Annotated in this window: 16 protein-coding genes, 2 pseudogenes and 2 riboswitches; of the genes and pseudogenes, 8 read left to right on the forward strand and 10 right to left on the reverse strand. The window is 35.7% G+C overall.

Annotated elements, in window-relative coordinates; all coding sequences use genetic code 11:
• Positions 1-12: 12 nt before the first annotated feature.
• Complete coding sequence (locus tag ACQVV1_RS23410; protein WP_242256578.1) at positions 13-1,752, reverse strand: methyl-accepting chemotaxis protein; 1,740 nt, start codon at positions 1,750-1,752, stop codon at positions 13-15.
• A 139-nt stretch (positions 1,753-1,891) separates the two neighbouring features.
• A riboswitch (cyclic di-GMP riboswitch) is annotated at positions 1,892-1,976 on the reverse strand.
• A 283-nt stretch (positions 1,977-2,259) separates the two neighbouring features.
• Here ACQVV1_RS23410 and ACQVV1_RS23415 point away from each other — a divergent pair.
• A complete protein-coding gene (locus ACQVV1_RS23415) occupies positions 2,260-3,573 on the forward strand; it encodes an anaerobic C4-dicarboxylate transporter family protein (RefSeq protein ID WP_242256580.1) in 1,314 nt (437 codons plus the stop codon).
• Positions 3,574-3,687: 114 nt separating this feature from the next.
• On the opposite strand, the gene thiE is transcribed toward ACQVV1_RS23415, so the two are convergent.
• On the reverse strand, positions 3,688-4,347 hold the full coding sequence (thiE, locus tag ACQVV1_RS23420) for a thiamine phosphate synthase (RefSeq protein WP_242256581.1): 660 nt from the start codon (positions 4,345-4,347) through the stop codon (positions 3,688-3,690).
• Between the two features lie 13 nt (positions 4,348-4,360).
• Complete coding sequence (thiM, locus tag ACQVV1_RS23425; protein WP_242256582.1) at positions 4,361-5,170, reverse strand: hydroxyethylthiazole kinase; 810 nt, start codon at positions 5,168-5,170, stop codon at positions 4,361-4,363.
• A gap of 72 nt (positions 5,171-5,242) precedes the next feature.
• A riboswitch (TPP riboswitch) is annotated at positions 5,243-5,352 on the reverse strand.
• A 226-nt stretch (positions 5,353-5,578) separates the two neighbouring features.
• On the opposite strand from thiM, the gene topB reads away from it, so the two are divergent.
• The gene (topB, locus tag ACQVV1_RS23430; protein WP_242256585.1) at positions 5,579-7,768 is read left to right on the forward strand and encodes a DNA topoisomerase III; all 2,190 of its coding nucleotides are present in this window, start codon (positions 5,579-5,581) and stop codon (positions 7,766-7,768) included.
• Positions 7,769-7,808: 40 nt separating this feature from the next.
• Here topB and ACQVV1_RS23435 read toward each other — a convergent pair whose 3' ends face one another.
• The 4 genes from ACQVV1_RS23435 to ACQVV1_RS23450 form a co-directional block, all read right to left on the reverse strand.
• Positions 7,809-10,754, reverse strand: coding sequence for a YhgE/Pip domain-containing protein (locus ACQVV1_RS23435; protein ID WP_242256587.1), 2,946 nt, complete (start codon positions 10,752-10,754; stop codon positions 7,809-7,811).
• Positions 10,755-11,060: 306 nt separating this feature from the next.
• On the reverse strand, positions 11,061-11,861 hold the full coding sequence (locus ACQVV1_RS23440; protein ID WP_242256589.1) for an endonuclease/exonuclease/phosphatase family protein: 801 nt from the start codon (positions 11,859-11,861) through the stop codon (positions 11,061-11,063).
• Positions 11,862-11,865: 4 nt separating this feature from the next.
• Complete coding sequence (locus tag ACQVV1_RS23445; RefSeq protein WP_309259648.1) at positions 11,866-13,503, reverse strand: PTS transporter subunit IIBC; 1,638 nt, start codon at positions 13,501-13,503, stop codon at positions 11,866-11,868.
• 205 nt (positions 13,504-13,708) lie between these two features.
• The gene (locus ACQVV1_RS23450) at positions 13,709-15,373 is read right to left on the reverse strand and encodes a glycoside hydrolase family 13 protein (protein WP_242256594.1); all 1,665 of its coding nucleotides are present in this window, start codon (positions 15,371-15,373) and stop codon (positions 13,709-13,711) included.
• A 247-nt stretch (positions 15,374-15,620) separates the two neighbouring features.
• Here ACQVV1_RS23450 and ACQVV1_RS23455 point away from each other — a divergent pair, with 247 nt between their 5' ends.
• Positions 15,621-16,955: an FAD-binding oxidoreductase gene (locus ACQVV1_RS23455; RefSeq protein ID WP_242256596.1), complete on the forward strand. Its 1,335-nt coding sequence runs from the start codon at positions 15,621-15,623 to the stop codon at positions 16,953-16,955.
• A gap of 32 nt (positions 16,956-16,987) precedes the next feature.
• Here the strand turns inward: ACQVV1_RS23455 and ACQVV1_RS23460 are convergent.
• Positions 16,988-17,560: pseudogene (locus tag ACQVV1_RS23460) on the reverse strand (methyl-accepting chemotaxis protein); the annotation flags it as partial.
• A gap of 369 nt (positions 17,561-17,929) precedes the next feature.
• Positions 17,930-18,280: pseudogene (locus tag ACQVV1_RS23465) on the reverse strand (HAMP domain-containing protein); the annotation flags it as partial.
• A gap of 210 nt (positions 18,281-18,490) precedes the next feature.
• Here ACQVV1_RS23465 and ACQVV1_RS23470 point away from each other — a divergent pair.
• From ACQVV1_RS23470 to ACQVV1_RS23480, 3 genes are all read left to right on the forward strand, one after another.
• On the forward strand, positions 18,491-19,213 hold the full coding sequence (locus ACQVV1_RS23470; protein ID WP_242256600.1) for an amino acid ABC transporter ATP-binding protein: 723 nt from the start codon (positions 18,491-18,493) through the stop codon (positions 19,211-19,213).
• A 121-nt stretch (positions 19,214-19,334) separates the two neighbouring features.
• Positions 19,335-20,129 (forward strand): ABC transporter substrate-binding protein, encoded by a 795-nt coding sequence (locus tag ACQVV1_RS23475; RefSeq protein WP_101167856.1) that lies wholly within the window; start codon positions 19,335-19,337, stop codon positions 20,127-20,129.
• Positions 20,130-20,272: 143 nt separating this feature from the next.
• Positions 20,273-20,965: an amino acid ABC transporter permease gene (locus ACQVV1_RS23480; protein ID WP_063221612.1), complete on the forward strand. Its 693-nt coding sequence runs from the start codon at positions 20,273-20,275 to the stop codon at positions 20,963-20,965.
• A 53-nt stretch (positions 20,966-21,018) separates the two neighbouring features.
• Here the strand turns inward: ACQVV1_RS23480 and desB are convergent, their stop codons facing one another.
• Complete coding sequence (gene desB / locus ACQVV1_RS23485) at positions 21,019-22,104, reverse strand: Delta(10) desaturase DesB (RefSeq protein ID WP_063221611.1); 1,086 nt, start codon at positions 22,102-22,104, stop codon at positions 21,019-21,021.
• 582 nt (positions 22,105-22,686) lie between these two features.
• Between desB and ACQVV1_RS23490 the strand changes: the two genes are divergently transcribed.
• Entirely contained in the window at positions 22,687-24,213 is a 1,527-nt protein-coding gene (locus ACQVV1_RS23490; protein WP_242256601.1) for an FAD-dependent oxidoreductase, read from the forward strand.
• Between the two features lie 138 nt (positions 24,214-24,351).
• Complete coding sequence (locus ACQVV1_RS23495; protein ID WP_242256603.1) at positions 24,352-25,653, forward strand: MFS transporter; 1,302 nt, start codon at positions 24,352-24,354, stop codon at positions 25,651-25,653.
• Positions 25,654-25,746: the final 93 nt, after the last annotated feature.

A 25,746-nucleotide genomic window follows, 5' to 3' on the forward strand; every position in this document is an offset into this window, starting at 1 on the left:
TAATCATTTCAGTTAACTTTTAAATTCTCCAATTAACTCTTGTAACTCCTGTGAAAGCCAGCTTAAAGAACTCGCTAATTCAGCAATATCCTGTACAGACATTTCCTGTTCTTTCATACTCGCTTCAATATTACTACTACTATTCGCATACATATTTGCGATATGTGATAGTTCATTTACAACACGAACAATATTTTCGCTATTTTGCAATATATCACTTGAATTGCTAGAAACAACTCTAACTTGATTTGTAACAGATTGTGCTGATTTTGAAATTTTTTCAAAGAAGGCACCACTACTTCGAACAAGTTTAATTCCAAATTCTACTTCTTTTGAAGCCTTTTGCATTGAAACAACAGCTTCTTCCGTTTCAGCTTGTGTTTCCCCTATTAATTTTGCTATATCTTTTGCTGATGCTTCCGTTTGCTCTGCTAATTTACGCACTTCATCAGCAACAACGGCAAATCCCCTTCTAGTTTCCTCAGCACGTGAGGATTCAATAGAAGCATTTAAAGCTAACGAATTAGTTTGGTTTGAAATACCTGTAATTACAGTTACAATATCATTAATTTCTTTTGATCTTGTTTCCAAAGAATAAATGATAGAAGATACATCCTGTACTGTATTTTGTATTATGTTCATTTGATTAATCGCCTGTTCAATAACACCATTTCCTTTTACTGAATGATGCTCCATACCTTCAGACTCTTCCGTCATTTGTTCTGCAGCATTTGTTATCTCTTCTATCCTATCTTCCATTTCATATACAATACCTAAATACTTTGGTACTGAAGTTTCTTGTGACTGATTGCCCGCTCTTACCCCAACCATAGAACTTACGATTTCTTGAACTGCCATACTATTCTCTTTCGTACTCACTGACAATTCTTTTGAAGATGAGGAAACCTGTTCGGCTGTCTGCTTCACTTTATCTACAATTCCTTTAAACTTCTCGATGGTATTATTAAAATACGCATTAATAATACCAATATCATCTGGTCTTTCCTCTAATTTAATACTCAAATCACCTTCACCGACTTTGCGCAACCCTTCACGTAAATCTCGCAATGGAGCAAGTGCGTTACGTACAATTAAGAATTGAATAACAGTTGCAATTAAAACAGAAATACAAATAAACATTAAACCTTGTATAATGAATTTTTCCTTTGTACTAGGAACAATAGACGCATCTACATCGGCTGCAACAATTGCCACAATATTTCCGTCTCCATCTTTAATTGGCTCTAATATCGTTACCCATGATCCTAATAGATCTTCATATACTACTGTCATGTTTGCTTTTTTCGTGCTCATTACCTTATCGTATGCTTTCATCCAAAGATCTGGTTGTTTATAATATTCTCCCGGTCTTACTTCAACAACATTTGCTAAGTCTGTAGACAAGTCGACGATTAGTAACTCACCTTTTTCATTTTTTTTTGCTCCAACAATATACGTTTGTCCAACACTATTCAATTCTTCCGTTGCTTCATCTAATTTCTCTGTTAACTTCTCTCTCTTTTCTCTTTGTGCCACTGGGTCTTTTGTAACATCTCTCACTATTTCTTCGTCTAATTTATGTAATACCGTATCTCCTGTTTCAAAAGAATGCCTTTCAAATATAGACATCATACTATTTTGAAACATGTTAAAACTTAACGCTCCCATAGTACCAACAAGCGTCAAAATAACTAACACAGTTAATAATACATTTTTTTGAAGAAACGACAACTTATGCCAATGCTTTTTCATTAACATCACCCTTCTTAATTAACTTAATAGAAAGTAAAACTATTAAAATATAAACCTCAATAAATGATAAAGGTTCTCATTTGTTTGCAAATAAAAAAAGACCAATGAAAAGAGCATTGGTCAAGACCAACCCTATCCGTCCGGTAACTGGCTAGCATAGCCTTTCGGCCTTAGCTCCTGTAGTTTTGCGTCCTAATGTTTCCATCAGTTTGCCTTTCTCGCTGAACGAGTTGAACGATATGGGAGTTCTATGAGAATTAAATTATTCTCTACAAAAGATTACAACATTAAAATTAAAATGTCTACCTATTTAGAGATACAAATGTAAAATTTTAACGTATTATTTTTTCGAAATAATTTAACAAAGTACGTGAATGTTACATTTCTTGTGTTATATAATAAAAAATGTATATAACACAAGGATTATTTTGAGTATTTATTTTAATTTTCATTCAAATTAAATTATTCAAATATACCTTAACTAATGAATTTCGGAGGTAGTTTATCATGTTTTGGCTACAATTTCTTACGTTACTACTCTGCATTTTTATTGGCGCACGTCTAGGCGGAGTTGGTCTAGGAGTAATGGGTGGCGTTGGTATGGCAATACTTGTTTTCGTCTTCCACTTACAACCTACAGCTCCTCCTATTGATGTCATGCTTATGATTTTAGCAGTAATTACAGCTGCTGGTGCACTCCAAGCCGCTGGAGGAATGGACTACCTTGTTCATCTGGCCGAGAAAGCATTACGAAAAAATCCAAAACGCATTACATTCTTTGCTCCAATTGTTACTTATTTATTTACACTTTGTGCAGGAACTGGTCACGTTGCTTATTCTGTACTTCCTGTCATCGCAGAAGTCTCTCGCGAATCCGGGATTAGACCGGAACGACCAATGTCAATTGCCGTAATCGCTTCCCAACAAGCAATTACAGCTAGTCCTATATCAGCTGCAACAGTTGCACTTCTAGCAATGTTAGCTGACTATAAAATCACCTTATTAGATATTTTAAAAGTAAGTATCCCTTCTACTTTCATCGCTTGTATGGTAGCTGCATTTGTTGCTAGCAAAATGGGGAAAGAATTAAATGAAGACCCTGAATACTTGAAACGATTAAAAGAAGGAATGATTCCTAAGATTGAAGAGAAAAAAGAATTTGTCGGTGTAAAAGGCGCTAAATTATCAGTTATCCTTTTCCTATTAGGAACTTTCCTTGTCGTACTTCTCGGTTCATTTGAAGCACTTCGTCCAGGATGGATAGTTGATGGGAAGTTAGCCCGTCTTTCCATGCCAAACACAATTGAAATGGTTATGTTAACGATCGCAGCTCTTATTATTATTTTCTGTAAACCAAATGTAGAAAGCATCGTGTCTGGTAACGTCTTTAAAGCGGGTGCAACAGCAGTTGTTGCTATTTTCGGGATTGCTTGGATGGGAGATACTTTCTTTAACGGAAACTTAAATATGATTCAAGGATCAATTCAGCACCTAGTAACAAGTGCACCATGGCTATTTGCCATCGCATTATTCATTCTATCTATTTTACTATATAGCCAAGCAGCAACAGTACGTGCTTTAATGCCTCTTGGATTATCACTCGGTATTCCACCAGCACTACTAATCGCTATGTTCCCTGCAGTAAATGGATACTTCTTCATTCCAAACTATGGAACAATCGTTGCTGCGATTAACTTTGATCGCACTGGTACAACAGGTATTGGTAAATATGTTTTAAATCACAGCTTTATGATTCCCGGCCTAATCGCAACATTCACTTCTATCGGAATTGGAATGCTCTTAATATCAATTATGTCTTAAAGAAAAAGCACAAACCCGCAATTTTAAAGGGTTTGTGCTTTTTTAATCAAACGTTTGTTTAAATATTTTTAACTGTCCATTCTGTTCTTTACTATGTGTGTACAGTTCCCTTTTCTACAAACCCTTACTTACTTCCTCTACTAATTTCTTCGTACTTTCATACGCAGATTCCGCTAAACTAATAGCTGAAATAACTGAAACGCCGTCCGCACCCGCTTCTATAACGGAAGCTGTATTTTCAATTGTAATCCCACCAATACCAACAATCGGTATCCTAATTCCTTGTTCTCTAAAATGAGCTAAACCTTTCGTTCCTTGAACTGCTTTCGTATCTTTTTTTGTACTCGTTGGAAAAATCGGACCGACGCCTAAATAATCAGCTCCGTTTTCAATTGCCCAGCTCGCTTCTTCAATTGTATGTGTAGATACACCGATAATTTTATCCCCCATTTTTTCACGAACAGTAGTAATTCCTTCATCATCTTGTCCAACATGCACGCCATCTGCATCTAATTCAATGGCTAATTCTACATCATCATTTACAATGAAAGGAACACCATATTCCTTACAAAGCGCCTGCAATTCCTTTGCAAAGCGCACTCTATCTTCTCCGATTAAAGCTCCTTCACCCTTCTCACGAAACTGAAAAAGTGTCACTCCACCATCTAACGCTTCTTTCAATACAGCTAACGGATCCTTCGTACAGTTATTACTTCCCATAATAAAATACACTTGTAATAACTTAGACATTCTCTTTGCTTCAATGCGCATCATGTTTTTCATCCCCTTACTTTAACTCCTCAATCTTCCCATACTTCTCAATATCACCCGAAGTGGTATTCGCTAACTGATTTAAAAATTCAATTTGGAAACTACCAGGTCCCTTTTCCACCGTCTTAGCAGCTGCCAGTTCTGCAGCTACACCATAAAATGTTAATGCTGCTACAGCTGCCTTTACATAATCCTTTTCTACCGCTACAAATGCTCCTATTACAGAAGTTAGTAAACACCCTGTTCCTGTAACCTTTGTTAAAATAGGATGGCCATTTCGAATAACAATAGTTCGCTCTCCATCTGTAACAACATCTTCTTCTCCAGTAATTACCGCAACGGTATTCAATTCATCCGCTGCCTGCCTTGCAATACTTACGACATTGCCATTTCCAGTAACAGCGTCTACCCCTTTAATTTCCCATTTCTCATTAATAACGTTCGCTATTTCAGCTGCATTTCCGCGGATAATCGCTAACTCGATTTCAGCCGGAATATGTCTCGCAACTTCTGTTCGATACGATGTTGCTCCTGCACCAACTGGATCAAACAGTACTGGTACATTGTTTACATTTGCTGATTTACCCGCAAGTAACATCGCTTCTACTTCTTCAGGACGTAGTGTCCCCATGTTTAATACTAACGCTCCAGCAATACTCGCCATTTCTGCCACTTCTTCTTTTGCATACGCCATTACAGGCGATGCTCCTAGCGCTAACAAACCGTTAGCTGTAAAATTTGTGACAACAACATTTGTAATATTATGAACGAGCGGATTAGATTCTCTCACCAAATCCACTACTTTACTAATTTCTTTCATATTCATCCTTTTCATCTCCTAACTATAGTGATGGGAGATACACAAAAAGGCACTTTGCGCGTACGCAAAGTGCCTGAACATGTGCTTTTACACTCTCCCTACGCTGGCATTATCCAACAGGTTCAAATGGTCAATGACGGATTAGTCATACTCTCAGTTTGCATCCACAAACTCCCATGTGTTTATTATTCATCTACTTCAAAGTCTACTCTTATTCTAATAAAATAACAAGTTCTTTACTTTTCTATTTAATATAGAAGCAACCTATAAAACAATAAGCATAATCAAGTGAAACTTTAATCAGTGGGTGTTTTGTTCATTCCACTAAAAACCGCTCAAATATGGAGCGAAACTGAATCTCAAGAAGATGTATGCTATAGTTAACGTATGGAATTTTGAAAGGATGTTTTAAATATGTCAAAAAGCGTTGTAATCGCTGAAAAACCTTCTGTTGCACGAGATATTGCGCGTGTACTGAAGTGTGATAAAAAAGGAAATGGCTACCTTGAAGGTAGTAAATATATTGTAACTTGGGCTTTAGGTCATCTTGTTACATTAGCAGATCCAGAAAACTATGATGTGAAATATAAAAAGTGGAATTTAGAAGATTTACCGATGCTACCTGAGCGTTTGAAATTAACGGTTATTAAACAAACAGGAAAACAATTTAATGCTGTAAAAAGTCAGCTTCTTAGAAAAGATGTAAATGAAATTATTGTAGCAACAGACGCTGGGCGTGAAGGAGAATTGGTCGCTCGTTGGATTATTGATAAGGTTCGAGTTAACATACCAATCAAACGTCTATGGATTTCATCCGTTACTGACAAAGCAATTAAAGATGGTTTTGCAAATTTAAAACCAGGTAAGGCATATGACAATTTATATGCTTCAGCAGTTGCGCGTTCAGAAGCTGACTGGTATATCGGTCTTAATGCGACTCGAGCTTTAACGACTCGCTTTAATGCCCAGCTGAATTGCGGCCGTGTACAAACACCTACTGTCGCTATGATCGCTAATCGTGAAGATGAAATAAAGAACTTCAAAGCTCAAACTTATTACGGCATTGAAGCTCAAACAACAAATCAACTAAAACTAACGTGGCAAGATGCAAATGGCAATAGCCGTAGTTTTAATAAAGAAAAAATTGATAGCATCGTAAAAGTTTTAGATAAACAAAATGCCACTGTTATAGACATTGATAAAAAACAAAAGAAGTCATTCTCTCCTGGTCTTTACGATTTAACTGAATTACAACGTGATGCAAATAAAAAGTTCGGTTACTCTGCGAAAGAAACATTAAACATTATGCAGAAATTGTATGAGCAACATAAAGTGTTAACGTACCCTCGTACAGATTCACGCTATATTTCATCTGATATCGTTGGAACACTTCCAGAACGTCTAAAAGCATGTGGTGTCGGAGAATACCGTCCTTTAGCACATAAAGTATTACAAAAGCCTATCAAGGCTAATAAATCATTTGTTGATGATAGTAAAGTAAGCGATCATCACGCAATTATTCCAACAGAAGGATACGTTAACTTCTCAGCCTTCACAGATAAAGAACGCAAAATTTATGATTTAGTTGTAAAACGTTTCTTAGCTGTTTTATTCCCAGCATTCGAATACGAACAACTAACATTACGCACAAAAGTCGGCAATGAAACGTTCATTGCACGCGGAAAAACTATTCTACATGCCGGTTGGAAAGAAGTATACGAAAATCGCTTTGAAGATGATGATGTGACTGATGACGTAAAAGAGCAACTTTTACCTCGCATTGAAAAAGGCGATACATTAACTGTAAAGTTAATTATGCAAACATCCGGTCAAACGAAAGCACCTGCACGTTTTAACGAGGCGACTTTACTTTCAGCAATGGAAAATCCTACAAAATATATGGATACGCAAAATAAACAACTTGCTGATACGTTAAAATCAACTGGTGGATTAGGTACTGTAGCAACACGAGCTGATATTATCGACAAGCTATTCAATTCGTTTTTAATTGAAAAACGTGGTAAAGATATTCACATTACTTCAAAAGGCCGTCAGTTACTTGATTTAGTGCCAGAAGAGTTAAAATCACCTACACTAACTGGTGAGTGGGAACAAAAGCTAGAGGCAATTGCAAAGGGTAAACTGAAAAAAGAAGTATTCATTTCAGAAATGAAGAACTATACGAAAGAAATTGTTTCTGAAATTAAATCGAGTGATAAAAAATATAAACATGACAACATTTCAACAAAGTCTTGTCCAGACTGTGGTAAACCAATGCTAGAGGTAAACGGCAAAAAAGGAAAAATGCTCGTTTGCCAAGACCGTGAATGTGGTCATCGTAAAAATGTATCTCGTACAACAAACGCTCGTTGTCCTCAGTGTAAGAAAAAATTAGAATTACGTGGTGAAGGTGCTGGACAAATCTTCGCATGTAAATGTGGCTATCGTGAGAAATTATCGACATTCCAAGAGAGACGTAAAAAGGAATCTGGAAACAAAGCTGATAAGCGCGACGTTCAAAAATATATGAAACAACAGAACAAAGAAGAAGAACCATTAAACAATCCATTTGCAGAAGCATTAAAGAAATTAAAATTTGATTAAACAAAAAGGTTCCTACCTCTATCGGTAGGAACCTTTTATTTTAGTGAATGATTTTACTTCCTTTTGCGTTCTCAACAAACTTTTCACTCGATTTGTTAATTGGTGTTTTCAGTAATAACGCAGCAACAATCATAACTACTACGAAAGCACTTAATACAAGTAAATCTCGTGTTACGATATCCCAAAGCATCCCGCCTACTGTTTCACGAATTGCACTAATTGCGTATGTGAACGGTAAGAATGGATAAATTGCTTGGAAGAACGCTGGTGTCATTTGAATCGGGAATGTTCCGCCCGATCCTGCTACTTGCAGTACAAGTAAAATGATCGCCATCGATTTCCCAACGTTTCCGAAAATAGAAACGAGTGAGTATACGATACAAACGAAGACTCCACCAATAAATAAACTAAATAATACAAACCAGAACTTATCGACTACGTACGTACCAAGTAAGAATATATCTCCCATTGATACGATAAACGCTTGTGAAAGACCTATCGTTAAGAATGTTAATAAACGTCCGAAGTAAATTTCATGGCTCTTATAATTCGCGCCTTCTTCGTGCACTTCTACCGTTAATAATGAAACCATTAATAATGCGCCTACCCATAATGCAAGCACTGTATAGAATGGTGACATTGCTGAGCCGTAGTTCGGCATCGCAAATAATTTATTCTCTTTTAAATTTACTGGATTCGCAAAGTAATCACTTTGCTTCTCAACATCATTTTTCAATAAACGGATGATGTCTTTTAAATCCTCTTCAGATTCAAAATCACGAATTTTATCTGCTAATTCTTTAATCTTTTTCTCAGTAGCTGGCATTTCAGCTTTAATATCTGCTAATTTCTTTTTACCGTCTACTAAGCCTTTTGATGAATCTTCTAGTAACTTTTTAACATCTGGAAGCTTTTTATCTGCTTCTTTTAAAATTTGAGATGTGTTTTTAGACATCTCTTTTGTACGAGCAATTGCTTCATTAAAGTTTGGAACGATTTCTGAATCGTATTTAGCTAAGATGTCACCTATTTGACCCGAAACATTTTTAGATACTTCATTAATGCTCTCAATAACATCTGCCGCTGGTTTTTGACCTTTATTAATAGCGTCAATTCCTTTATCAGTTAAATCGATTCCTTTTTGGAAACCATCTTTTGCTTTATTCAATTTAGCAATCGTGTTATTCATGTTTTTATCACTATTTACATCTGCTAAAACTTTATTCGCATTTTCCATAACAGGGATCATATCATTAACTAAATTCTTTCCAGCTTGTAACTCTCCTCTTATATCATTTAAAGCTACTTTTGTAGAATCTAATCCGTTGATTCCTTTATTATTTAAGTCTTCTCTCGCTTTTCCAAGCTCCGTTTTTAATCTGCTGTAATCATTTACAGCCTTATCATATTTTTCTCTACCATTGTCTAATATCTCATTAGTTTTGTTTATTCCTTGATTTAAATTTCCTCTTAGTTGCTGAGCATCTTCTTTTACATTTTCAGCCTTGTTTTTCAATTGCTCAGCTGTGCTTACTGCTTTTTCAAAATCGGCTACGAACGTTGCATTATAGTCCTTTTCAGCTTGAGTTACTAAATTATTTACTGAATCTAATTTTTGATTTACTGCATCTCGTACATCTTGTTTAACCTCTTGTCCAGAACTAATTAAATCCCCTACATGCTTAACTCTATCGTTCGCATCCACCATAGAATTTTTAAGAACCGTTAAACTCTCTACTCTGTTCCCAAAGAACTGTTTACCGAAGTCCGTTGAAGCTGCTTCCTTAAAAGCTGTAAAGAAATCAATCAAATATGAAACACTATCGATACGCTCTTGGAGAAGTTTTGAAGCATCCTGTACATTTTTCTGCGCTACAGCTGGATCAACACCATTATTTTGAAGACCATCCATAACACTTTTTACATATGCCGTTCCAACACGAGTAGAACTAAAAACATTATTTACAGTTTGATTAATATTTTTAGCGATATTTTTATACCCCTCACCATTCACCTGCGGTAACTCTGGTATTTGTGGTATCTGTGGAATAGTTATATCAGGCAACACCGGGAGTGTAGCCGGATCTGGAAGTGCCAGATTGAAATCAACAGATGGATTTTTTAAGAAATCTGTAATCGCCGCCGCACCATTCAAACCTGTTTGTATTGCAATTAAATTATTCTTAATAGTTCCTGGCGCACGATTCAATGTTTCATCGTTTCTCGCAAAGAATGCATCTAAGCTCTTAAGTGTATCCTGACCATCATTAATAACACTTTCTACAACCGGTAACTCTTTTTGTGCTACCTTCACAACATCCTCTGCTCGAGTCGCATCATCTAACGCCTTATCCATCAATGTATTCATTTCTGGGAACTGCGCTTCTAACTTAAATACAAGGTCTTTTACTTTCTCGATACTTGGTAAGTTTGTTTCTAAATCGATTCCAAGGTCATTGAAGATTTTAAAAATCTCACCGTTCGCTGTTTTAACGAAGTTTTTACTAATCTCTTCCGTAATACCTGATGCACCTTTTGCTGTAATTTTCGGTGCAATCGCATTTACTTTTTCATTTACATAGTAATCAAGTTCTGGCTTTTGTGGATTTTCATCCAGAACAGTTGCAATTTTTTCAGAGAAGTCTTTTGGGATTGTAATACTTGCATAATAATCCCCACGTTCAACTCCGTAAATTGCCTGCTTTTCGTCTACAAATTTCCAACCAAGATTTTTGTTTTTCTTCAGAGAATCTACAATCTCGTCCCCGATATTGATATCTTTCCCTCTTAAATTAGAGCCTGCATCTTGGTTAGAAACTGCAATGGGAACCTCTTTTGTATTTCCATATGGATCCCAAGAAGCTTTAATGTTAAACCATGCATATAACGATGGTAAAATCATTAATCCTAAAACAATAACAATTGCAGCCCAATGTTTGGCTACATTCCGTAAATCTGTCTTATAAATACGCCAAATTTGTTTCATAAAAGTTATCACCTAATTATATATTTTTCCTTCTTTAGAAAATGATACATACATTTTGCAATTATATCACTTTCTACATCGTGGATTAACCAAAAACGAACTATTTTTTCCCATTAACTTTGACTTATTACATTATATAACGAAGTAAGTCAAAGTATGAATACAAAATGACCAAATCGGTTTTACATTCAATAATAACAAATATATAGGAAATGTCATAAAAAATACAAGTATTTTCTCTTGGAAATACTTGTATTCCTCAAAAAAATCCTCACAGCTTTTCATCATCTGTGAGGATTTCTTCTATTATATATCTACTTGTACTTCTACACCGAAATGATCTGAAATTACTTTTCGGTTTGTACCATTAAAAATGACTTTTGAAGAACGAACTTTTTCACTTTGGTTACACAATATTAAATCGATTCGCAAATTATGTTTATTTTCATCCCAACCCGCAATCTCACCTTGGACAGTTGTTCCTTCATCCTTCTCTATTGCTAGTTTATATGTGTCGTACAAACCTTTTTGCATCATATATTCATAACCTTCACCTTGCAAACGAGCGTTATTATTAAAATCACCCATTAAGAAGGAAAGTTCATTGCTATCTACACGCTCCATCAAACGATTCACTTGATCTTTGAATGATTCTTCTTCGTCATTCCACCAACCGAGGTGGCAAGAGTAAAACGTGATGTTCTTATCATTATAAGCAATTGTTGCACTTACAATTTTGCGTGTTTTCCAATACGTCGTATCCTTATTTTCTGATATAAAGAACGTATTTTCTTTTATAATACTATGCTTCGTTATAATCGCTAATCCTTCTTCATAAACATCATAACCAATATGAGAGAAATCCCAAGTAATATTGTAATCTTTTACATGTAACGCTTTTAACGCTTTTAACTCTTCTAATAGTAAAAGTCCAAAATTATCTTCTTTCTTGTTACCGCATACATTTTCAGCCCCTATCGACTGACTTACTTCTTGCAATGCGATGACATCGTACTCTTCTTCTTGAATGACTTTAGCAAGATATTTTATCTTTTCTATTTGATTTTCTTCTTGCCAAGAGTGACAGTTTAAAGTTAGCAATTTCATATTATTACGCACCTAACATATCTTGAATGTCTGACTTTAATACGTCAGCTTTCGGACCATATACTGCTTGTACACCTTTATCTTTTACGATAAGTCCTAAAGCACCATTTTGTTTCCACTGTGCTTCTGGTGCAACAACATCTAAATCTTTTACTGTTACACGTAAACGTGTCATACAAGCATCTACGTCAGCAATATTTTCTTTTCCACCTAATAAATCAATAACTTTTGTTGCTAATGAACCATCTTGTACATTTCCTGTTCCTTCTGATGACTCATCTTCATTATCAATATAGTTACCTGCACGTCCTGGTGTTGGTAAGTTGAACTTTTTAATTAAGAAATTGAATAATGTAAAGTTCAGACCGAAGAATACTAATGAAACGATAACGAAATTGATTAAATCTCTAGTTAGTCCTGCATTAATCATCATCGGTGTACGAGTAATTAACTCAATAAATCCGAATGCATGAACACGTAAGTTAATTAAATCTGCTAACGCGAATGCAAGTCCTGTTGTAATTGCATATACAACATATAATACTGGGGCGATAAACATGAACATAAATTCAATTGGTTCTGTTACACCTGTTAAGAATACCGCTAATGCTGCTGATAAGAACATTGGTTTATATTTTGCACGTTTTTCTTTATCAACATTACGGAACATCGCGAATGCAATACCCATTAATGCTGCTGTTGAGCCGATAACTTGTCCTGCTTTGAAACGAGCTGGTACAACATTATTTAATAGATCGTTATATGCTTTCGTATCTCCATTTGCTAATAAGTTATTTAAATCTGTAATCCATGCAAGCCATAATGGATCTTGTCCTGCTACAATTTGTCCAACTTTTGAGCCAGTTAACATCGTATATGTTCCGCCTAGCTCTGTGTAGTTCATCGGAATCGTTAACATATGGTGTAAACCAAATGGTAATAGTAAACGCTCTAACGTTCCATATACAAACGGTGCAACAACTGGTGCGCTATCTTTAGATGCTGCAATCCAACGACCAAATTCATTTAATCCACTTTGGATGAATGGCCATAAAAGTGATAATACAATTGCAGTGACTGTAGACCAAACAATTACAACGAATGGTACGAAGCGTTTTCCGTTAAAGAACGCTAATGCCTGTGGCAGTTTATTATAGTTATAGTATTTGTTATATAAAGTAGCTCCTAAGAACCCTGTGATAATCCCTACGAAAACTCCCATGTTTAATGCTGGTGCACCAAGTACAGAAGTGAAGTAATCTTTTACAACTAAATCTCCTGCTAATACTGAAGAAACTGTCGCTTTTGAATCCGTTAACATTTCAGCGTTTACGCCAAATATAGCTCCTGTAATTCTGTTTGTTAAGACGAATGCTAGTAGCGCTGCAAATGCACCACCTGCACGATCTTTCGCCCAAGATCCCCCAATTGCTACCGCGAATAAGATGTGTAGATTTGTAATAATTGCCCAACCTATGTCTTCCATTACGCGAGCGATTGTATGAACTGCGTTAATATCCCCAGCAGACATCCCAATTAACTTACCGATAGAAATCATTAAACCAGCTGCTGGCATTACAGCTACAACAACTAATAACGCTTTCCCAAACTTTTGCCAAAAATCAAAAGACGTAATTTTCATCTGTTCTTCCTCCCCTTTATTTATAACAACATAATGATTTAAATTATAATTTCTGTTTCTCTTATGAAAACGATTCCTTATGTTACTTTATTTTTATCTTTACGCAACCGTTTTCATAAATCTATTTTAATAAAAGCGTTTTCACTTTGCAATAGAAATTTATTTTTTTTCATAAAAAAAGATGCTCTAAGAGCATCCTTTTTTATTATGAAATGCGATAAACCCTTGTTTCATAAGGCTTTAACGTGATTGTAGTTACTTGTTCATGTTCCGCAACTTCATGGTTATTTAAAAGCAAACGTTTGCGTTCTAGTGCAAATAATTCCTCATTATACACAGCTTCCTCTTTTGAAATATTGCTAATTACGACGATTTTTTCATCGTTTAATGTACGAGTATATGCATAAATTTGCGGATCATCTTCTAAAAGTAAATCGTACGTACCGTAATTCAGTACATCGTGTTCTTTTTTCAAGGCAATCATTTTCTTATAGAAATTGAAAATAGAGTTTTCTTCATTTTTCTGCTTTTCAACATTAACCTCTTTATAGTTTGGATTCATACTAAACCAAGGTGCACCTGTTGTGAAGCCAGCATTCATCTCATCGTTCCACTGCATAGGTGTACGTGAATTATCGCGGCAAGAAGCCCATATAACTTCCATCATATCTTGATGTGATACGCCCTCTGCAATTTTCTCACGATATAAATTTTTAGTTGCTACATCATCGTAATCCTCAACATTTGGTAACTGAACATTTGTCATCCCAATTTCTTGCCCTTGATAAATAAAAGGTGTACCGTGCATAAAGAAGTACATTGCGCCTAGAGCCGTTGCACTTTCACGCCAATATTGTTTATCATTTCCCCAAGTCGAAACGATACGTGGTTTATCGTGATTCTCAATATATAAGGCATTCCATCCTTTATTTTCTAGTCCTTTTTGCCATTTCGTTAATACTTTTTTCAATCCTACAACATCAAGATCTTTCTTCTTTTCTGCATCCCATAAACTTAAATGTTCAAATTGGAATACCATATTGAACTTACCTCGCTCTTCTCCAACCCAAAGCTCAGCATCTTCAATCTTAACGCCATTCGCTTCACCAACAGTCATAATATCGTACTTAGAAAACGTATTTTCTTTTAACTCTTCTAATAAAGGTTGAATACCATCCACATTCATATGTTTATCAAAAGATGGTACATACTTTAGTTCTTTTGGATTTGGCATATCTTTGAAACCATCTTCTTTTTTAATATGGCTGATTGCATCCACTCGGAAACCATCAATTCCTTTATCAAGCCACCAGTTAACTGTATCGTATAGCACTTCGCGGACTTCTTTATTCTCCCAGTTTAAATCTGGTTGTTTACGCGAGAATAAATGTAAATAATATTGTCCTGTTACTTCATCATATTCCCATGCCGAACCATTAAAAATACTTTCCCAGTTGTTTGGTTCCGCACCATCTTTACCATCATGCCAAATATACCAATCACGCTTTGGATTGTCTTTAGACGAACGTGATTCAATAAACCACGGATGTTCATCACTCGTATGATTAATAACTAAATCAATAATAAGCTTCATATCACGTTTATGAACTTCATCTAGTAAAGCATCAAAGTCTGCCATTGTACCGAACTCATCCATGATATCTTGATAATCACTAATGTCATAACCATTATCATCATTAGGTGACTTATACATTGGACAAATCCAAATTACATCTATACCTAAATCTTTTAAATAATCCAGTTTCGCAATAATACCTTGTAAATCTCCAATACCATCACCATTTGAATCCATAAAGCTACGTGGATAAATTTGATAAGCAACTGCTTCTTTCCACCATGTCTTATTCATAGTCCTTCTCTCCTTTTGCATCCCATCGGAAATTTTTTTATGCAAACGTTTTCGTAACACTATCATAACAAAATATGAATAGTTTGCAACTGTTTTCATTGAACTCTATGTAGATTCCTCATTCTTATGCTTTATTTATTTCTCACAAAGGCAAATCTCATTCCTCACCTGCTTTTGTCCACGCACGTTACATACGCTTTTCATATATTAATAAAAAGCACTGCTTATTTTAGAAAGAAGTGATAAATTGAAACAAACAAAATTAACAGGTCGTATCGTTGTTCCTTCAGATCCTGACTATGACGTAGCCCGAATTAATTTAAACTTAAGTATTCCAAAACTCCCTTGTATTATTGTTTTTTGCCAAAATAAAAATGATGTGAGTAACGCCTTAAAATGGGCACGTGAACGTCATGTACCATTTCGCTTAAGAAGCGGACGTCATAGCTATGAAAATTTTTCTCTTTTAAATAGAGGACTTATTATTGATGTAAGTGAAATGCATCGTATTACTGTTAATACAGATAAATTAACAGCAACAATTGAAGCTGGTGCAAACCTTGGCACTGTTTATAAAGAGCTTTGGAATTATGGTGTGACAATACCAGCTGGTACAAGCGCAAGCGTTGGAATTGTTGGATTAGCACTTGGCGGTGGCATAGGTATGCTTTCACGCTTATTTGGATTAACATGTGATCAATTAATAGAAGTTGAAATGGTACAAGCCTGTGGTAAATTTGGTGCAAAAATCATTCGTGCAAGCGAACATGAAAACCATAACTTGTTTTGGGCGTGCCGCGGTGGTGGTGGTGGAAACTTCGGAATTATTACTTCTTTGACTTTTCGAGTACACCCTATAAAAAATGTATCAATCTTCTCGATTACATGGGAATGGGAGGACTTTATTGCTGCATTTCAAGCTTGGCAAAACTGGGCGCCTTATATAGACGAACGTCTCACTTCATCAATTGAATTATTCACAAAGCAACAAAACAAAATTGAAGCACAAGGTGAGTTTGTTGGCTCTGCCTCTGAACTCCATTCCTTATTATCTCCTCTTCTTGAAACTGGTACCCCCTCTCTCTTTATAGATGAAGTTCCTTATATAAAGGCTGTTGAATTTTTTAACAGTGGTAACATCCCTGAAAACTTCAAGCGCTCCGGTTCCTACGTATATAAACCTATCCCTCTTAAAGGAATTCAAATCATGCAGTATTTTCTTTCTCATGCACCAAATAAAGATGCGAGTATTTGGCACCAATCACTCGTTGGTGCTGTTGAAAATATTCCACCTACTGAAACAGCTTATTTCCATCGTAAAGCAATTATTGCGCAAGAATACATTACCTCTTGGAAATGTGATGATGAAGAAAATCGAAATATACGCTGGGTTAAAGATTTACGAGAAAGCTTAGATCCTTATACACTAGGTGACTATGTCAATTGGCCCGATATCGACATTAAAAATTGGCAAACTAGTTATTATGGTCCTAACTTTCAAAAATTACGTAAAGTGAAAACCATATATGATCCTTGCAATGTTTTTCGTTTTCAACAAAGTATCCCACCCTTTCATACGTAAAAAAAGGAAGAACAAAATACTGTTCTTCCTTTTTACATTGAAAATCGTTCAATTGTTTGTTTTAAGTCCGCTGCTTGCTTCTCTAAATCCTTTAACAATTGATCGATTACCACCATATTTTTAGACTGTTGCAACGTCACACGTGCTACTTCTTGTGAACCAGCTGACGTTTCTTCAGCAATTGCTGCTACGGCCTTCGTCTGTGCCCCTGTTTGATGAATGTGACTCACTTGTTCGTTCATATAGCCACTAATTTGCTTAGTTGCATCGGCTACTTCCATAACACTTGATGACATTTCTTTTAAAATTAATTCCGTAGCTTCCCCACGTTTCGCCTCTTCTTTAGCTATTTTCACTTGTTCTGTCATTTTCATTGCAACTTGTTGTACTTCCTCTTGCATGTTTCGTAATAACTGCGATATGTTTCTTGCAGAATGATCGCTTTCATCAGCAAGTTTCCGTACTTCTTCCGCAACAACCGCAAAGCCTCTTCCGTGCTCTCCTGCACGAGCAGCCTCAATAGAAGCGTTTAGTGCTAATAAATTAGTTTGGCTAGCAATCTCACTCACAACAGATACAATGTGTTCTACTTGTTTCATTCTTTCCTCTAACTTCTGTACATTTTGCATTGAATCTTCATTTTCTTTCGCCAATGTTTGAATACCTTGAATTAAAGACGTAAAGACACGAGTACTATGTCCTAAAGCTTGCACCATTTCTGAAGACAACTCATCAGACTGTTTTGCTTTCTCTTCTACTTCACTTGCAATAGAAGTTGTTGTATCAACAGCAGAAACAATCGCTTGAATTGATGCCGCTGATTGCTCAGCGCCAGAAGAAATCTCTGCAAGTGTTTCAGAAACACCTTGTGCTTGTTTCGTTGCTTCACCTGTTTGTTTTCTAATTTGCTGTACTTGATTGTTTGTATACGAAAATGTTGTATCAATATTTTTTACCATGCCCCTTAAGTTCCCAAGCATCATATTAAAAGCAACACTTAAAGATTTAATTTCATCATCAGTCTTCGGTAACGGAACATCTTCACGAATGTCTCCTTCAGCCGCTTTTCTCGCCGCCTCCTCTAACTTTCGAAGCGGTTTAATTAAAAATACGGCTGCTCCATATGCTAAAATTCCAGACCATACTACCCCTAATAACATAACGATAATATTATAAACAGTTTGACTTACATAACTTTGAAAATAATCATATACCACATAAATAAAAAATATGCTTGTTGAATATGTAATTAAAGCTAAAACTGTAGTGAATAGCATAAGTTGTGTACGTAAGCCAAAGGAAAATGTCTTCCTTTCTTTTCCCATCTCTTCTTTCCCCCTTTTTATAAGCAATATAAGTACTACCTATATATTATTATCCATATTTTCGTTATAGAAAGATATAGAGATTTTAAAAATCATTACTCCCTTGAATATCAAATCACCCAAAAAAAATAAAGGATTCTGACAATTTATGACTAATAACAGAAATAAGGGGCAACATTTGTAAAATATATTTTTGACTGGGGGTTTTGTATGATTCAGGTTCGAAATCTAGTAAAATCATTCGGGTCACTTGATGTTTTAAAAGGAATTGATTTAAAAGTAAATGAAAAAGAAGTTGTTGTTTTAATTGGTGCCAGTGGTTCCGGTAAAAGTACATTACTTCGCTGTCTTAACTTTTTAGAAATGTACGATGAAGGTGAAATTCACTTACAAGGTGAACAAATTGATCCAAAGCATTCAAATTTAAACAAAGTCCGTGAAAATGTCGGTATGGTTTTTCAGCACTTTAACCTCTTTCCCCATATGACCTCACTAGAAAATATCATAGAAGCACCTATTCATGTAAAAAAATTAGAAGCAGCAAATGCAAAGGAAATCGGAAATCAACTTTTACAAAAAGTCGGTCTACAAGATAAAGCAGATGTAACTCCCCACCTTCTGTCAGGTGGCCAAAAACAGCGTATTGCTATTGCACGAGCTCTTGCTATGAATCCTAAAATTATGCTATTTGATGAACCTACCTCAGCCTTAGACCCTGAACTTGTTGGAGAAGTATTGCAAGTTATGAAAGAACTTGCTGAAGAAGGAATGACCATGGTTATTGTTACTCATGAAATGAATTTTGCAAGAGATGTAGCTGATCGCGTAATTTTTATGGATGATGGAAAAATTGTAGAGGATGCTCCGCCAGCACAATTCTTTTCAGCTCCATCACATGAACGAGCGAAACAATTTTTACGCAACGTTTTATAATGTAACTTCTGTTTCAAGCGAAAAGAAATACATTCATACGGTGCACAACTAATCATCTAAATAAAATATCTCAATAACATACTTAAAACCATCCGTATGATTAATATATAGGAGGGGTTTTATGAAAAGAAAACTATTAACCATTGTTGCGAGTATTACATTATGTACATCCTTTATACTCGGGGCCTGTAGTAAGGAAAGTGCCACTACTTCTTCAAATGGTGAAAAAGAATTTCGTTATGCGATGAGTGGCTTATATAAACCTTTTAACTATAAAGAAAATGACGGAAAACTTGTCGGTTTTGATGTGGAAATAGGTGAGGCACTTGCGAAAAAAATGAATATGAAACCGACTCCTATTACAAATCCATGGGAAACGCTAATCCAAGGTCTCAAAGCGAAAAAGTATGATGTAATACTGGGCAGTATGGCAATTACAGAAGAACGCTTAAAAGCTGTTAATTTCTCAAATCCTTATTATCGTTCTGGTGCCCAAATTTTTGTAGCTAAAAAGAATACATCTATCTCTTCTCCAGAAGATTTGAAAGGTAAGAAAATTGGTGTTGTAAAAGCTAGTACCTTTAAAGACCTTGTTGCAAAACATACAGATCAAATTACAGAATACGATAGCGATATTACTGCACTTATGGACTTAGAGCCTGGACGTATTGACGCAGTAATCACAGATCAAATGGTTGGTTTGCGCATGATCAAAGAAGGTAAATCAAATATAAAAGAAGCTGGAAAACCATTAAACCTTGATGAAATGGGAATTGCTATTCGTAAAGATGATAAAGAAATGGTCGAGAAAGTAAATAAGGCTTTAGATGAAATTATTAAAGATGGTACGTATGAAAAGATCAGTAAAAAATGGTTTGGGCGTAATATTCTTGGTGAAGAGGAAAAAACAAAGTAAATTAGCTAGTTAAATGTTTCATAAATTATGCCCCACTTTTTATCCCGCTATTTATGGGCAGTAAAACTCCCAATTGGTGTGGGCTAATAATCAGTGGGGTATTTCATTCCCTACCAAAATCCATACAATATGAGGTGACACATATGTTTGAAATTTTTATGTCTACTTATCCCACACTCTTAAAGGCTACTATTGTCACACTACAATTAACACTAACATCCCTATTACTCGGTTCACTAATTGGATTACTATTCGCTTTTTTTCGAATCTCTAACAATAAAGTTTTAAATAGTATTGCTCATGTATATATCGCTATTATTCGTGGTACACCTTTAATTGTTCAAATCGCCATTCTCTATTTCGGTATTACATCTATTATTGTTTTCACCCCTTTTTGGGCAGGAGCAATTGCTTTAGCAATCCATAACGGTGCATATATTACTGAAATTTTCCGCGGATCCATCCAATCTGTTGACCGTGGACAATTAGAAGCTGCTCGCTCTCTAGGTATGCCGTATCCTTTAGCGATGCGCCGCATCGTATTACCGCAAGCATTTCGTCAATCTCTTCCTCCTTTAGGAAATCAGTTTATTATTGGATTAAAAGATTCTTCACTTGTTGCTTACGTAGGAATGTCCGAATTATGGGGATCAGGTTTATCTATTGCTGCAGGTAACTTCCAACAATTAGATACATATATAATCGTTGGTTTATATTATCTCGTGCTTGTTCTCCTATTCACTTACCTTGTTAACCTTTTGGAAAAACGACTACAACGAAAAGAAACAAATTCAGTTCAAGTTAGTGCAAAGAATAAAAAAGAAGTCTCTTTATAAGAAAAAGCAAGCCAGAGATGGCTTGCTTTTTCATTGCAAAAATATATTAATTTTTATTGATTTGCTTTTTTAATGCTCTCTTCTTCCTCTATATGTTCCTCGCGATATGAAATATTATGAGGATCTAGTCCATTTCCTAAAGAACCATAGAAATGCTCTCTATGCGGATCCACTAATTCACTTCCTTGATAATACACACGTGGTGTATTCCATAGTGCTGCCAAAGCTTTTGTCATTGGCATCTCATGATAGCGTTCCGGCCACATTTCTTTAATTTTCTCTTTTACTAACGGATAGTATTTAGAACTCATAGCAGGGAACAAATGATGTTCTGTATGATATGAGAAATTGAAATGTAAAACGTCTACCCAGCGCGGCACTGTTACTGATAAACAGTTTGCTAACGGATCATTTACTGGCACAATTGGATTTAAGCGGTGATTTGTTGCGATATATGCCATTACAATAAAGTTAGCAATTAACAACGGAATCACATATGCAAATAACCATTTTCCAGGTCCCATAATAAACAATAAACTAATCCAAACTGTCCAAGGCAAAAGAAGTTGAAGCCATACAGATTTTTGATTGGATGACTTAAATTCTTTTATGAAATGAAAGAACATTCGAGTCGAATGCAATGTAAATTGAATTGTTAGTGACAGAAAACTAAAGAATGAACGTACATGAAGAGGCATACGATATACCCAGCTCAAAAACTTACTCTTCTTAAGCTTCTCAAGTGTCGGCCATGCATCTGGATCATTCTCTTCATGTTGTGTATGAACGTGATGCGTTGCATTATGCCACTTTCTCCAAAGTTTAGGACCTGTTGATAACGGCATAAATGCAATCGCTCCTAAGAAATCACGAAGCCACGCCTTTCTCACAACAGTTCCATGTAAAATTTCATGCCCTAAAAACCCAAGTGAAGCAAAACATAATCCAAGAACAATCGCAATTCCTAGATTTGCCCACACATTCAATTCAAATACACCAATCGCTATTAACCCCGCCAATGCCACAAGCAAATAAGCCAGTCCACCAAACAAACGAGTAGGAACTGGTTTAAATGCTTTTTTCGGCAAATGTGGTGATACACGTGCTGCATACCACCCAAACGTATGAAGCTCCTTCATCCTTTTGCCCCTTTCTTATGCCGCGCCTTGCGCAACTTACATATATCAATTCTTGCTTCCAGATTGATTTTACTAGGTGATTAAAAAAAGCATCTATTATAAGGAAAATATACTCACTCTATCGTCACTTATTTTTCGCTTTTATTATCAATGAAAAACATTTCTCTTTTTACTCTCTATCAACCTTTCCACATGATGAATCATATCAATAGAATTTCTATATTGTCAACAACTTTTATGACCTAGTAATAAAAGTTGGTTATACTTTTATAATTATACTTTATTTCACTAAAGAAAAAACATAGATTTTATAAGGTTTTATCCATTATGCATATACATACGCGGACATACTACAGACTCTATCTTATTCAAGAACTCTCGGTGTAAACAACAAATACACTCACCTAAACCTAGCTTTACACAACTTCTACCTCTTCATACCGACAACACTTAATAATTATATTAAAATAATTTTATCTTTCTTTTAATAAAAATAGGCTCCTTCTAAAAAAGCACACATGAATTTCATATAATATGGAAATATTAAAAGGAAAATTGTTCTAAAATCAGGAGGTTTCCACAATGACAAGTGATACATTTCCACAATTGCCACTATCTTATTGGATTGAATCTACTCAGTTCCCTACTTTCCCTCGTTTATCCGAAAATATAAAGACGAAAGTTGCTGTTATCGGTGCTGGTATTACAGGTATTACTACTGCCTATTTACTTGCAAAAGAAGGCATCGATGTTGTGTTAATTGATTCTGGCCTTATTTTAAATGGAACAACTGGGCATACAACAGCAAAGGTAACAGCACAACATGATCTTATTTATGATGAATTAATAAATCATTTCGGTGTGGAAAAGGCCGGGCTTTACTATGAATCAAATAATCATGCTCTACAATTCATAAATGAAACTGTGCAAACATATAAAATCGACTGTAATTTCTCAAATGAAGATTCATATTTATATACAACTACCGATAATGGATTAAGAAATTTATCGAAAGAATATGAAGCCTATCAAAAATTAAATATACCTTGTGACTATGTTCAATCTCTATCGATTCCGATTCCAGTGCAATCTGCACTTGTCATGAAAAATCAAGCACAATTCCATCCCCTTCTTTATTTGAAAACACTTCTAGAAAAGTTTGTGGAGATGGGCGGAAAAGTTTACGAACAAACAACAGCTATGGATGTGGAAAAAGGAGATTCTCCACAAGTCATTACAAAGGAGGGGCATCGTATCACTTGTGAATATGTTGTCTCTTGTTCACATTTTCCTTTTTATGATGCTAATAGCTTTTTCTTTACGCGCATGTATGCTGAACGCTCTTATGCTCTTGCAATTAAAGCAAAAACGGATTATCCAGGTGGCATGTACTTAAGTATTGATGATCCAAAACGTTCCCTACGCTATACAACAAACAATGGAGAACAATTAATTTTAATTGGCGGAGAAAGTCATAAAACAGGACAAGGAATAAACACAATGCTTCATTACGAAGCACTGTATTCTTTTGCGGAAGCAACTTTTGGAGTAGACGAAGTTCCTTATAGATGGTCAGCACAAGATTTAATCACGCTAGATAAGCTTCCTTATATCGGGCATATTAACGAAAGAAATCCAAATATATTTGTTGCAACTGGATATCGTAAATGGGGAATGACAACCGGGACTGCTGCCGCTCATTTACTAAAGGATTCCATTCTAAAAGTCCACAGTCCCTATAAAGAGCTGTATGCACCATCACGCTTCCATGCAAATCCAGATATAAAAACGTTCCTTTCTCAGAACATTGATGTTGCGAAACATTTAATTGAAGGAAAGATTGAAACCGCATTACGTAAGCCAGAAGATCTCGAAGTTGGTGAAGGATCTGTTGTACATGTTAACGGGAAACGAGCAGGTGCTTATAAGGACAAAGATGGAAAATTACATATTGTTGATACAACTTGTACACATCTCGGCTGCGAAGTTGAATGGAATAATGGTGATTGCACTTGGGACTGTCCTTGCCACGGTTCCCGATTTTCAATTGAGGGAGATGTTATTGAAGGGCCAGCAGATCAACCGTTAAAGCGAGTTGATAACGAGTAAATAAAGAAGTTCAACAGAGTTCCTGTTGAACTTCTTTATTTGTTATAAAACCTTTTCAGATAAATTCCGACACAAGAAGGAAAATATTAACACAAAATAAAATAATATATTCATCTACAAATAAAAGGGGTGAATACTATGCAACCTTCTGCTCCACCTCATCCAGAATCCACAGCAACTATCTTTTCAAGCTCTATCACAAAACTTGTTGTTTTTATTTGTTGGTTAGCCATTCTAGCTGATGGATATGATTTAGGTATTTACGGCGCCGTTCTGCCAAAGCTCCTGGAAGACAAGAGCTGGGCACTTTCACCGGCACACGCTGGTACAATCGCCAGCTACGCTTTGTTTGGGATGTTTATTGGCGCTATTCTAGTTGGAACCATTACAGATCTAATTGGACGAAAATGGACACTCATATGCTGTTTAGCACTTTTTTCTATCACAATGGGCCTAGCTGCTATTGCTCCTTCTCCTGAATTATTTGGGCTATGGCGATTTATCGGTGGAATTGGATTAGGCGGTGTTATTCCAACAGCTTCAGCACTTACTGTTGAATATTCACCAAAAAAGCGACAATCTTTTATTTATGCTCTTATGTTTACTGGCTATCCTTTAGGTATCGTGTTAGGTGCTATTTTGTCTATGTTTATGTTAGAAGATTTCGGATGGAGGATTATGTTTGGCATCGGAATGATTCCACTACTCCTCATTCCATTCATTGTTCGTTATTTACCCGAATCCATTCAATTTTTATTATCACGTAATCGCCAAGAAGAAGTGGACCAAATTCTTAATCGCTTTAAAATTGAATTCTATGCAAAAGATGAAACTCATGAAGCCCCATCTAATATACGAAAGAAAAATGGATTTCTTACCTTATTCTCAAAAGAATACATAAAAGCAACGCTGCTTTTTTGGATTACTTATATAATGGGAATGTTTTTGATATATGGTTTAAATACTTGGTTACCGCAGATGATGCGCCAAGCAGGATACCCTCTTGGATCTAGTTTATCATTTCTACTTATGCTAAATATTACTGCCGCTATCGGTGCATTGTTTGCTGGAGCAATCGCGGATCGTATAGGAGCCAAAATTGTTATTAGCATCTCCTATCTTATGGCAGCTATCTGTATCGGACTATTAACAATTCAACCATCTGTTACAATCATTTATCTTTTAATTGGTCTTGCTGGCATTGGATCAGTCGGTATTACTCAAATATTAAATGCATATGTAACACAATACTTCCCATCCCATATCCGAGCTACTTCCTTAGGCTGGGGACTTGGACTTGGCCGAGTTGGTGCGATTGCTGGTCCTATCCTTGTCGGTATTATTATGACAATGCAATATGACTTAGCATGGAATTTTTACTTATTCTCATTCGCAGGTCTTCTCGCAGCTATATCTGTTTTCTTTATTCCTTCAAAATAAAAAAGAGCACAAATTTATGGAGTGACCCCTGTCAAGTAGACAGTATTTAAAAAGCGCAACTAAGCAACCTGAGTTCTATATTTATATGGACTC

This window comes from Bacillus basilensis (genome assembly GCF_050630465.1).
Taxonomy (GTDB): Bacteria; Bacillota; Bacilli; order Bacillales; family Bacillaceae_G; genus Bacillus_A; species Bacillus_A basilensis.